Here is a 12,152-nt window from a genome sequence, read left to right as displayed (position 1 = left end):
CAGAGTTATGGCTAAGAAGCAATCATTTGGACAAGAAGCATTACAAGCGAAAGCGGCTCACCGCAAAATGGCAAAGGTTATCATTTCTACCAAGAACGATAAAGGCAAATTTGCCTACAAGGAAGTGATGATCGACCAGGAAAATGTGAAAGAATTTATTCAGCAAAATAAAGCCTGATAGATACTACATTCATAATGAATATATAAGGTTACGCAATTATGATTGTGTAACCTTTTTTTTTGGTTATTTTCAGCCTCGGAGGAATTTACTATGACAATTAAAGAACAGATTATTTCAGACATCAAGGATGCGATGAAAGCCAAACAGCAGGATAAGCTGCGGGTTTTACGCTCTTTAAAAGCCAAACTGATGGAAAAAGAAATCAGCGAGCGAAAAGACGGGGAAGCTAACCTCACCGATGAGCAGGCTGTTGAAGTACTGATGAAAGCTGCCAAGCAACGGAAAGAATCCATTGAGCAGTTTGAAGACGGTGACAGAGAAGACCTGGCCGAGAATGAGAAAAAAGAGCTGAAAATTATTGAGGCTTATCTCCCTGAAATGATGGACGAAGATGAAGTCCGCAGCATAGTAAAGGAGAAGATAGAAGCCCTTGGAGCTTCCGGCATGCAAGACATGGGCAAAGTGATGGGCCCGCTTATGGGTCAACTAAAAGGTAAAGCCGATGGATCATTGGTTAGCCGCATAGTGAAAGAAGAACTTGGGGGATAATGAATGCTGATCCTTGACCTGATTATTGCCACGCCCATACTTTACTTTGGCTACAAAGGGGCTGTAAATGGATTGGTAAAAGAAGTACTTAATATTGTAGCGATTATACTCGCGGTTTTCCTGACTTTTAACTACCTGGATGCCTTTACCGGTATCATCGCGCCGCTGTTTGAAGAAGGGGCTTCGTATGTGCCTTTTGTATCCGGCGCTATCCTGTTTATAGGCACCATCGGTATTGTTGCTTTAATCGCGTACGGTACAAAAGAACTTTTGAAAGCAGTTAAACTAAGCATGGTAAATCGTATTTTGGGAGCTACCTTTGGAGCTCTGAAAAGCGGACTTGTGGTAAGCGCCATACTGCTGCTTTTAGCCGGTTTTAATGTGCCGGGCGAACAAGCCAGAAATGAATCCTATTTATACCCTTATGTAATTTACCTTGCTCCCTTAACCTACAATGGTGTAGCCCTGGTTTACCCGGGTGCCGAAAATTATACCGAAACGCTGAAGGCCAACATCAGCGATCACAATCCCTTAGAAAACATCCCATTTTTAAACGATAATACAGATAACTAAATGTCATTTTTACCTGTTGAGGAACAACTTGAAATCATCCGCCGCGGAACGGTAGAAATTGTTCCTGAAGAAGAACTCATTGAAAAGCTTAAAAAATCCAGAAAAGAAAACAGGCCCCTGAAAATAAAGCTGGGGGTAGATCCAACCCGGCCCGACTTACACTTAGGTCATTCTGTTATCCTCAGAAAAATGAGGCAGTTCCAGGATTTAGGGCATGAAGTTATACTGATTATTGGTGGCTTTACCGCCATGATCGGCGACCCAACCGGGCAGAATAAAACCCGGCCGCCTCTTACGATGAAAGAGGTTAAAGAAAATGCCCAAACCTATATTGAGCAGGCAAACAGCATATTAGATGAAAGCAAACTCACCCTTACCAACAATTACGACTGGCTGGGTGAGATGGATTTTATGGATGTCATCAAGCTATCGTCAAAACTGACGGTTGCACGCATGATTGAGCGGGATGATTTCTCAAAACGGTTTGAAAAGAATGAGCCGATTTCATTGCATGAATTCCTGTATCCATTGGCTCAGGGGCAGGATTCGGTGCACCTGAAATCTGATGTTGAGTTAGGCGGAACAGATCAGAAATTTAATCTTCTCGTTGGCCGTCAGCTTCAGAAAGAAGATGGACAGGAACCGCAAGTTTGTCTGATGATGCCTTTGCTTGTGGGTACCGACGGTTCAGCAAAAATGTCCAAATCCTACGATAACTACATCGGCATAAATGAAGAGCCGAATGATATGTACGGTAAAGCGCTGTCTATTCCGGACAATCTGATTTACACCTACTATGAGTTGGTTACCGATGTGGAAACCTCACAACTTCCCTCTATTAAAGAGAAAATTGAGAAGGATCCGCGGAATGCGAAGCACGACCTGGCGTTCACCATCGTACGCATGTACCACGGAGAGGACGCGGCAAAAGGCGCAAAAACACATTTTGAGCAAACGGTGATTAACAAGGAAGTTCCGGACGATGCTCCCGAATTTTTCTTTGAAACCGGGAAGGAAATCCGTCTTCTGGACATTGTTGCAGAAACAGGATTCTCCCCAAGTAATGGCGAAACCAAGCGCATGATTAAACAGGGTGGTATCAGCATCGATGACAAGAAAGTCACCGACAAAAACCATTCCATCACGTTCTCAGAAGGGGATGAGTTTGCCCTGAAGGTTGGAAAAAGAAATTTCGGAATCTTAAAGGCGAAATAAATCGGTTTGACAAAAATCAGTTCATACAATGTAAACGGAATAAGAGCCGCTCACCGAAAAGGTTTTGTTGACTGGGTAGGAGAAAGCGACCCGGATATCATCTGTATACAGGAACTTCGTGCGTTGGAGAATCAGGTTCCCGAAGAAGTAAAAGAGCTGGGATATCACGAATATTATCATGTAGCTGAGAAAAAGGGGTATTCGGGTGTAGCTATTTATTCCAAGGAAAAGCCGAAGAAAATTGAAGAAGGAATAGGGGTTGACTGGATTGACAGTGAAGGCCGTGTGATTATGGCGGAGTATGATGGCTTCAGAGTATTCAGCATTTATGCCCCCAGTGGAACCACGGGCGATATTCGGCAGGATATGAAAATGGATTTTCTGGACAACTTTATCCGTTTCGGAAAGAAGTTTATTGAAGATGAAAAGCCCTCCGTTTTTTGTGGGGATTTCAATATTTGCCACACCGAAATAGATATTCATAACCCGGATAAACAACATAAAACGTCCGGGTTTTTACCGGAAGAACGGGCATGGGTAACGGATTTTCTCGAGGTCGGTTACAATGATGTATTCAGAGAGCTTCATCCCGGGAAAAAAGATCTATATAGCTGGTGGAGTTATCGCGCTGCTTCCAAGGAAAGAAATAAAGGCTGGAGAATTGATTATCATCTGGCGACCAATGAATTAGCAGAAAAAGCAAAGGTGGCTGAAATAGAAAAAAAGTGGGATATTTCGGATCATGCTCCCGTCAGTGTTGTATATGATGTATGAGCGAACGATGCCACCCGGCATAAAGTTTTGACTTCACGAAACAGGTGAGACATTATGGGAACACATTACGACGGTACGGACGAAGAAAAGTCGACGCTTAACGCGTTTATCAAATTGATGCGAGCCTCAGAAAGCTTGAACGGCCGACTTTCCCGCCACTTATCAGATGCCAATCTAACCGTCAGTCAGTTCGGAACCCTCGAAGCCCTGCTACACCTCGGCCCGTTGAACCAAAGAGAACTTGGCCAAAAGCTGTTAAAAAGCGGGGGCAACATTACGCTGGTAATAGACAACCTCCAAAAGAATGGCCTGGTTGAAAAGAAAACAGACCCTAATGATCGCCGGGCAGTGATCATCAGCTTAACCAAAAAGGGGCGTTCTTTTATTGAAGAATTCTTTCCCCAGCATCTGGATAAAATCAAAGAAGAGTTTAGCTGTCTCAGCATTAAAGAAAAAGAACAGCTGGCCGGCATCTGTAAAAAGCTGGGCCAAAAACCGGAATAGGGACTTTTTTTAATAACAATTCTTTACGGTGATCTGTAACCCAACAGATTAGTCCTTCACCGACTCATAAATGAAATAAGGCGGGATGTTCTTCCAGCAGAAATCGGTGGTATAGTTATCAAAGACTTCGGTAAGGGGTTTTTTCAGGTGACCCGAAGTTTGGTAAGCCAGAAAAGAGCCTTCATTTCTCAAAATTTGTTGAGTTTTCCCAAGTATGTCGATTTTCATCTCCCAATCAAAAAAGGAAAAGGGAATCCCGGAAACCACATGGTCAACAGCACCAACTACTTGTTCAGGAAGCAGGTTCATGATCTCTTCCACGCTTTCGTGAAAAACGGTGATGCGTTCATCCTGAATTTCACTCAGCTTCTTGTAGAAGTTATCGTTGGTTTCGAATACAAAAAGGCGGGCATCGGGGCTCATTTGTTTGAGGAAATGCTTGGTGAAAACACCGGTTCCGCCACCATATTCTACAATAGTTTTTGTAGTGGTGAAGTCGATATGCTCACATAGTTTTCGCACACAGTATTTGGAAGAAGGAGTTATAGAAGCAACGTCTTTATCCGTTGCAAATGATTTCAAAAACGTAAGCGTGTTCTTCATTGGTAACTATAATTCTTGTTCTAATTGTGCAATTTGATCCCGAATACGAGCCGCTTCCTCGAACTCCATGTTCTTGGCTGCGTGAACCATGGTTTCGCGAAGATGTTCAATAAGCTTGTCCTTACTTTCGAAGGTTACTTCCTTCATTGCCGGGCTGGCTTTATACTGAATGCCATCCTCAGCAACCTTCACCACCTCGAGAGCGTCTTCATCCGCTTCCTCGTCTTTGCCGGCAAAGTCAAAGCTTTGATTTGAAATCAACGCCGGATCAACCAATGGTTTCAGTTCCTTCTTAATGGTTTCGGGGGTAATTCCATGCTTCTCATTGTACTCTTCCTGCAGTTTGCGCCGCCGCCTGGTTTCATCCACTACTTTCTGAATGCTGTTTGTGATTTTATCTGCATACAGAATAGCTTTCCCACCGACATTACGTGCTGCGCGGCCAACTATCTGGAACAACGAAGTTTCCGATCTCAGGAATCCTTCTTTATCTGCATCCATAATAGCCACCAGACTCAGTTCAGGAATATCAATTCCCTCCCGAAGCAGGTTAATGCCCACAAGAACATCAAAATCTCCGCGGCGGAATTTATATAAAACTTCGATTCTTTCAAGAGCATTTAACTCACTGTGCATATAAGCCGCACTGATGCCCAGGTTTTTCAGATACTCACTGAGCTCTTCACTTAATCGTTTAGTAAGCGTGATTACAAGTACACGCTCTTTTTTCTCAACCTTCTCCTGAATTTCAGCCAGCAGATCATCCACCTGATTACCCAGAGGCCTAATTTCGATTTCAGGTTCCATAAGTCCGGTTGGACGAATGATTTGTTCGGTGTAAACCCCTCCGGATTTCTCCAGTTCATAATCGCTGGGGGTAGCACTTACAAAAATAGCCTGATTGATCAGTCCTTCCCACTCGTCAAAAGTAAGAGGCCGGTTATCAAGCGCAGAGGGAAGGCGAAATCCATGTTCAACCAGCTCTACTTTACGGGATCGGTCACCCCCATACATAGCGGAAATTTGAGGGATGGTCTGGTGGCTTTCATCCACCACCACAAGAAAATCATCGGGGAAATAATCGAGCAGGCAGTATGGGCGCTCGCCGGGTTTTCGGGCACTCAAATAGCGGGAATAGTTCTCGATACCTGAGCAATAGCCAATCTCCTGAATCATTTCAATATCAAACAGGGTGCGCTGTTCAATGCGCTTGGCTTCCAGAAATTTTTCTTCATCAATTAAGACCTGCCGGCGCCATTCAAGTTCTTCCCTGATTTGTTCTATAGACTGCTCAAGACGGGACTTGGACGTTACATAATGGGAAGCCGGGTAAACCCGAAATTCATCAACCGAATCATGGACCGTACCGTCATTTACATCAAAAAGCTGGAGGGATTCAATTTCATCTCCCCATTGAGTGATGCGCAATCCTTCATCCGAATAAGCCGGGTACACATCAATGACATCACCCCGCACCCGAAAAGTACCGCGTTTAAAATCCAGGTCATTTCGGTTATAATGCAGATCTACTAAATCATATAGAATGGTATTTCGGGGAATTTCCTGCCCTTTTTTCAGAGTAAGAATCAGCTTTTCATATTCTGAAGGAGAGCCGATACCAAAAATACAACTTACCGAGGAAACAATGATCACATCCCGCCGCCCTGAAAGCAAGGAACTGGTTGCCCGCAGCCTCAGTCGCTGAATCTCCTCATTGATGGACAAATCTTTTTCGATGTATTTATCCTGCGTAGAGATATAGGCTTCCGGCTGGTAGTAATCGTAATAGGATATAAAAAACTCAACACGGTTCTCGGGAAAGAAGTCACTGAGCTCCCGGTAAAGCTGTGCAGCCAACGTTTTGTTGTGGCTCATCACCAGGGTTGGTTTCTCCACATTTTCAATAACATTGGCAACGGTTCGTGTTTTTCCGGAGCCGGTAATCCCAAGTAAGGTCTGGAATTTGTCGCCCGCATTGATGCCTTCCGTAAGTTCGGCAATGGCAGTGGGCTGGTCGCCTGCGGGTTTGTAAGGTGAGTGAAGTTTAAATTGAGCCATAATTAGCTTTTAAAGGTACAAACTGTAACGTAACTTAGGAAACAAGAACTGTGAAAAATTAATGCCACCAAATCACTAAAGCACGAATCGGGTTTTAAAATTCCATTGGGTAAACGAGCCCGATAAAGCAAAATCTGCAAATCAAAAACAATTTTTGTGTTTTAGAGCTTTCGTGGCCAACAAAACGACGCAAATGTCCCATCGACATAAAGATTTAGAATCGCCCCGAAAGCGAATTGATGAAATTGACGAACAAATTCTGGACTTACTCTCGGAGCGGGGTGAAATTGTTCGGGATGTCATCAAACGAAAAGTAGAAAACCAGCTACCTGTTTTTGTGCCGGCCAGGGAAGAGGAAAAGTCGAAAGCTTTCAAAGAGCTTGCCCAAAACAAAGGGATTGACCCGGAATGGGCTGAGGATTTTCTGAGGATGATTATGACGGCCTCGCGGGCAACGCAATCGCAGGAAACCTTTCCTATTGCTACCGAAGAGCCCAAGCATATTCTATTTATAGGCGGTGAAGGCGGAATGGGTAAGCTGTATAAGCGCATGGCCGATCAAACCGGGCACATAACCTATTCTATAGACAAAAAGAACTGGCATGAGCTGGAAGAAATGTCGCCAAAGCTGGATATGGTTATTGTTACCGTTCCAATCAACGTAACGGAAAGTGTGATTGAGAGGCTGGGTGGACGTCTGAAGAAAGACACCATTCTTGCCGACTTCACCAGTAACAAATCAAACCCTATTCAGGCTATGCTACAGGCGCATGAGGGACCGGTTGTTGGATTGCACCCTATGCACGGCCCGGATGTTCAGAACTTATCCAAGCAGCTGATGGTTTTTTGCGATGCCCGCGATGGAGAGCAGGCAAAGTGGTTCCAGGACCAATGTGAGCTTTGGGGAATGCGGGTTATACATGCAGATCCCGAAAAACACGATCATGTGATGCACCTGGTTCAGGGGCTTCGTCACTTTGTGGCGCTGCTGCACGGCTCGTTTATGGAAGAGTATGATTTAAAACCGACTGACATGCTCGATTACTCCTCCCCCATTTATCGGGCAGAATTGATGATGACCGGGCGGATTTTTGCACAGGATGCCGAGCTGTATGCCGATATTGTATTTGCGAATAAAGAGCGCCGGGACTTATTGCTAAAGTTCTTTGATCATCACAAAAAACTGGTGCAAATGGTAGAAAAAAATGACCGGGAAGGATTCATCAAAGAGTTCGAAGGGGTAACCGATTTCTTTGGAAAGTTTGCGACCCAAGCACTTAACGAAAGCGGATATTTAATAAATCGCCTGGCAGACCGTTTTGCTTAAAATCGGTTTTATTCAGATAGATTTGTGATATTAGTTCAAAGATCCAGCTAAAAACCCTCTATGAAAATTAAAATCATTGTGTTATCGCTTGTTGGAATTTGCCTTGCCTCAACAAGTGCAACAGCTCAAAAGAAGTTTTTACTTAATGAAGTACTCCCTTCTTTTGCTAAAGTAAATCCTGAAAACCCAAACAGAACGTTCTATTCACTGAACAATGAAGTTTTCAGTAATCCGGAATTCAAAAAAGGAGCTGACTTCTTTTTTGAAACGGGGGAAGGCAGCCGTGAATTTACGGTAACCCGGAGAATGGAATACCTGCCGGGCTATATTTCAATAATAGCGGCAGAGAAAGGGGAAACAGAACGGGTTTTATCTTTTACATATCATCAGGGACGCTTAAACGGAATATACCACAAGTCGCATGACTCGGCCTTGAGCTTGCGTTACGATGAGGATTCAGCGCAAAATTACATGTCAAAGAAAAAGAAGTCTGCCGGTGAGTTATTGGCCTGTGGAGTACATGAGAGTAAAAGGTCACTAATAACCCCACCACGAAAATTTGGTTCCGACAAAGCAAACTATACAAAAGCACGAAAAGGTAGCGAACCCACTCTTTTATATGGCTCGGCAGATGACAGTGTCACTATTGATGTAATGCTTGTTTATACAAACGCTGCTGAAACCTGGGCGGCCACTTCTTCGAGTGGAGATATAAATGCTACTATGGCTCAGGCAATGACTCTCTCCCAAACAGCCCTCGATAACAGTAAGGCAGGAATCAATTTGCGACTGGTTCATACCTACAAAACCAACTATGACGAAGAAAATGATGGAGTAGAGTCTGAAGACCGGCTTCGGAGATTATCTCAAAACCCGGATAACCCACAGTTTGAGGCAGAGTATGACGGTTACATGGAAGATGTCCACGACTTGCGGAATCAATACGGTGCAGACGTAGTATCACTTATCGCTAAAATAGATGATACCGGTGGATTGGGTTGGCGACTGGGTAGTTCCGGCGGAGAGGAAGCCTATGCATTTAACCTGAACCGTGTACAACAAATTGCAAACGGCTATACACTCATTCATGAAATAGGGCACAACATGGGAAATGCGCATTCGCGAACGCAAAACAGCTCTTCAGCGACAGATGCCGGAGGTTTATATCACTATTCAGTGGGATATCAGAACCAAAGCAGTGACTTTCATACTGTTATGGCCTATGCAGACGGACTGAGCGAGGCGCCGATTTTTTCCAGCCCGGATTTAACATGGCAGGGTGTGCCAACGGGAACGAATAATGTTCAAACACCGGAAGACAATGCGAGAAGCATGAAAGAGATCAAATGGAGCGTAGCCTCTTACCGGCTATCGGTGGTTGATGCCCCCGTAGCTGCGGTTTCTGCAAACGAAATAGAAGTAGAAATGAACCGGGAAGACGAATTCACTGCCACAATAGATATTTCCAATTCAGGAAACAGTGCCTTGATGTGGAGCGCAGATTTTGATTTTACTTCTCAAACCGTTGAGAAACAGACCCAACGGGAAGGAGAGGAAATAAAGCCCGTTTTTCTTGAGAGTCCGTTGCAAAACCCTGCGAATTATTCGGGTTTTATGAATCCTCTGAAAACTGCTCTTGCTGAAGAAGTTATTTACAATACTTCTTTTGAAAGTAATGAGGGTTTTTCTTCCGGCAGCTATAAGGGGCGTGCCGGGTGGAGGGCTCTTTCCGATTCCGAGTTTAAGATATCAGGTGAGAACCCTAATACCGGAACCCAACATTTGAGACTGGAATATGACGGAAGTGGTAATACTCAATTTATAGCCTCTCCATTTTTTGGGTATCAGCTTTTTGGGGAATATGAAATTTCTATCAGATTCTTGGTTTCAAACACAAGCGAGACCTATGATTTTTACATTTTTGATGGGAAAACCGGGGGCTTTTCGAGTGGGGTGATTATAGCCAATCAAACTATGTTTGCAGCAGATGAGAATGAATCCGGACAAGTATCCTTTTTTGGTACCGGCGCCAGTGTTTCACCAAATGTATATGGAGAGCTGAGAATCGTGTATAACAACTCCAACGAAACTATCGACTACTATTACAATGGCAACCTGATTTCTCAGAACAGTTTTCTTGAAGGTTTCACACCCGGCTTAATACAAGTGCTGCATCGAAATCAAGTTTCAGGGACGTATATGGATATTGACAATATTGAAATAAAGCAGAGCGGAGCACCCTATGAATGGCTCTCCGTTCCATCAATGAGTGGCGTGTCACTGGAGGGAAGAGCGAGTCAGCTTGAGCTAACATTCAACACAGAAGGAATTGATTCCGGCACTTACGAAACTCTCCTGAAAGTAACGACCAATGACCCAGAAAACCCAGAGTTTGAAATACCGGTTACCTTGACGGTGAATGAAATGGTATCTAACGAGCCTGGGGAAATACCAGAGCAGGTTAACCTGCATCAGAATTATCCCAATCCTTTTAATCCATCTACTGCAATCCGGTTTAATGTATCGGAGCCAGGGAATGTGAAGTTGACGGTTTATAATATGCAAGGTCAAAAAGTGGCAACATTGCTAAACCAAAAAAAGAACCGGGGCGAACACGAAGTCATATTCAATGCGGATAGATTATCGAGCGGTGTTTATATATATCGCCTACAGACAGGATCACAACTGCTAACCCGCAAAATGGTGTTATTAAAGTAGTATGAAGAATACAATCCCCATATTCGTCGCATTGGTGTCCGTGCTTTCTCTGTTCTCCTGTTCAAACAAGGAGCAGGAAAAAGAAGCAAGTGTAATGAAAGAGGTGAAACCAAATCAGAGCGAACCGTCAGATACTGTATCAGCTGAAAAATATTATTTAGAAGCGGATATAGAGGCTCTAAGCGTATTGAAAAAGGGAGACACTTTTGAGGTCAAAACAAAAGAGGGGCAAATGGCCTTAACATTAGATGTGCGGCGTGTTCAGGAAACCATACCCGGAATTACTTCCATTTCAGCAAATATTGGGAACAAAGAAAAAGGCCTTGCCACACTATTGTTACGAGATGGCCGGCTAACCGGTATGCTTGATTTGTATCAAGAAAATAAGAAGTACAGGGTTCAGTACGATACCGAGCGAAATGCATCTTATATACAAGAAATTCTTCCCGGTGAAATGGATGTACTGGAAGGCGGAAAACCCCTGAATCCAGGGGAGAGCACTCGCCAACAATAGTTGGCAATTATTTAAAAAGGTGTTTGATTAATCCTTCATTCGGCTAAACCGAAGGGCTGAGATCATCCAGTTGGGAAGATTCTTTTTGGGATCTCGCTTGGTCATATCAATGTACCAACCAATCTTTTTGATGATTGGGACCTTGTGCGTTTCCACAAACTCTATGAGGGTGCCATCGGGATCTTCCACATAGGTAAAACGCCCGGCGGCTTCGCCCATATCAAAGCTGTTGGCAGAATCTACGGTGAACGGAAACCCATTGGATTCCAGCTCTTCTTTCAGGGCATCCATTCCCTGTACATCAAAACAGAGATGGATAAAACCCAGATCTCCCCAATATCGGTCTTTAAAAAGTTTACGAGGTTCGCGCTCCTGAACTTCGATGAGTTCTATTTCAGTAGGACCAAACATTTGGCTGAAGCCACCCTGACGGGACTGGGAATGGCGCAGTAAAACACGGCGGTACCGGTCTTCACCACCGGGCAATCCTTTGAAGTCATCAAATGCAGCGGTTTTATCATACACCACTTCATCATAACCCAAAACATCGGAATAAAGCTTACGGGCTTTTTCGATATCCGTGGAGCCGATGATGGCCCCAACAACTCCGCCGGTAGATGCCGGTGTTTTGGTTTTAAAGAAATCTAGCCCTTTAACCACCTGCCAGATGTTGCCGTACAAATCCTTCACAAAAAAGTTATAATCACCTGCGGGGTTTTTCTCAAGGGGAGTGAGAATGTCCAAACCTGCAGCTTCCATTTCATCATAGGTTCCGGGCACGTTAATGGACTTGATCTTGCCCACGTTGATTCCCAAATCACCCATCATTAAGTCAAAGTCAGCGGGTTGAGGAGTGCGGCTGGTGTATTGCCAGATTTCAAATCCACCCCCACCTTTCATATTCAGAGCCAGCACGGCCGTTCGGTCATGAGCTTCGCCGCCGGTGTATGGTGTCATCAGTTCAGCTGTGGCAGAGTCTTCAAACACTTTGATGTCCATACCAAAATGACGGCGATACCAATCCGTGGCTTTGTGGACATCCGGAATACCGATTCCAATTTGCTGAATACCTGAAATTACTTTTTCCATAAAATTAGTGTGAAATGGATGAAGGTTAGAGGGCGCCAAGGTACGTT

At 44.2% G+C, this 12,152-nt stretch carries 12 protein-coding genes; 9 read left to right on the top strand and 3 right to left on the bottom strand.

The genetic code is table 11. The features are described 5' to 3' along the window. Window positions 1-7 precede the first annotated feature (7 nt). From NM125_RS06780 to NM125_RS06755, 6 genes are all read left to right on the top strand, one after another. Window positions 8-178, top strand: coding sequence for a DUF4295 family protein (locus NM125_RS06780; protein ID WP_255134079.1), 171 nt, complete (start codon window positions 8-10; stop codon window positions 176-178). Between the two features lie 93 nt (window positions 179-271). Then, window positions 272-730 (top strand): GatB/YqeY domain-containing protein, encoded by a 459-nt coding sequence (locus tag NM125_RS06775; protein WP_255134077.1) that lies wholly within the window; start codon window positions 272-274, stop codon window positions 728-730. 3 nt (window positions 731-733) lie between these two features. Continuing rightward, on the top strand, window positions 734-1,303 hold the full coding sequence (locus NM125_RS06770; RefSeq protein ID WP_255134075.1) for a CvpA family protein: 570 nt from the start codon (window positions 734-736) through the stop codon (window positions 1,301-1,303). After that, window positions 1,304-2,518, top strand: a complete 1,215-nt coding sequence (gene tyrS, locus NM125_RS06765) for a tyrosine--tRNA ligase (protein ID WP_255134073.1) — start codon at window positions 1,304-1,306, stop codon at window positions 2,516-2,518. Between the two features lie 6 nt (window positions 2,519-2,524). Continuing rightward, window positions 2,525-3,292, top strand: coding sequence for an exodeoxyribonuclease III (locus NM125_RS06760; RefSeq protein WP_255134071.1), 768 nt, complete (start codon window positions 2,525-2,527; stop codon window positions 3,290-3,292). 54 nt (window positions 3,293-3,346) lie between these two features. Further along, complete coding sequence (locus NM125_RS06755) at window positions 3,347-3,796, top strand: MarR family winged helix-turn-helix transcriptional regulator (RefSeq protein ID WP_255134069.1); 450 nt, start codon at window positions 3,347-3,349, stop codon at window positions 3,794-3,796. Window positions 3,797-3,844: 48 nt separating this feature from the next. On the opposite strand, the gene NM125_RS06750 is transcribed toward NM125_RS06755, so the two are convergent. Both NM125_RS06750 and uvrB read right to left on the bottom strand, forming a co-directional pair. Next, window positions 3,845-4,399, bottom strand: coding sequence for a class I SAM-dependent methyltransferase (locus NM125_RS06750; protein ID WP_255134068.1), 555 nt, complete (start codon window positions 4,397-4,399; stop codon window positions 3,845-3,847). Between the two features lie 6 nt (window positions 4,400-4,405). Beyond that, window positions 4,406-6,457, bottom strand: a complete 2,052-nt coding sequence (gene uvrB / locus NM125_RS06745; protein WP_284700149.1) for an excinuclease ABC subunit UvrB — start codon at window positions 6,455-6,457, stop codon at window positions 4,406-4,408. Between the two features lie 193 nt (window positions 6,458-6,650). Here uvrB and tyrA point away from each other — a divergent pair, with 193 nt between their 5' ends. Genes tyrA through NM125_RS06730 form a run of 3 tightly spaced genes read left to right on the top strand, consistent with a single transcriptional unit; the run spans window position 6,651 to window position 11,016 of the window. Further along, window positions 6,651-7,784 (top strand): bifunctional chorismate mutase/prephenate dehydrogenase, encoded by a 1,134-nt coding sequence (tyrA, locus tag NM125_RS06740; protein WP_255134066.1) that lies wholly within the window; start codon window positions 6,651-6,653, stop codon window positions 7,782-7,784. Between the two features lie 60 nt (window positions 7,785-7,844). Then, a complete protein-coding gene (locus NM125_RS06735; RefSeq protein WP_255134064.1) occupies window positions 7,845-10,502 on the top strand; it encodes a zinc-dependent metalloprotease in 2,658 nt (885 codons plus the stop codon). Window position 10,503: 1 nt separating this feature from the next. Next, the gene (locus NM125_RS06730; protein WP_255134062.1) at window positions 10,504-11,016 is read left to right on the top strand and encodes a hypothetical protein; all 513 of its coding nucleotides are present in this window, start codon (window positions 10,504-10,506) and stop codon (window positions 11,014-11,016) included. A 27-nt stretch (window positions 11,017-11,043) separates the two neighbouring features. Here the strand turns inward: NM125_RS06730 and NM125_RS06725 are convergent, their stop codons facing one another. Continuing rightward, complete coding sequence (locus tag NM125_RS06725) at window positions 11,044-12,105, bottom strand: VOC family protein (RefSeq protein ID WP_255134060.1); 1,062 nt, start codon at window positions 12,103-12,105, stop codon at window positions 11,044-11,046. Between the last annotated feature and the right edge of the window lie 47 nt (window positions 12,106-12,152).

This window comes from Gracilimonas sediminicola (assembly GCF_024320785.1).
In the GTDB taxonomy this organism is placed as follows: domain Bacteria; phylum Bacteroidota; class Rhodothermia; order Balneolales; family Balneolaceae; genus Gracilimonas; species Gracilimonas sediminicola.
The sequence above is the reverse complement of the archived record's forward strand: the minus strand, read 5'-3'. Positions and strand labels throughout refer to the sequence as shown.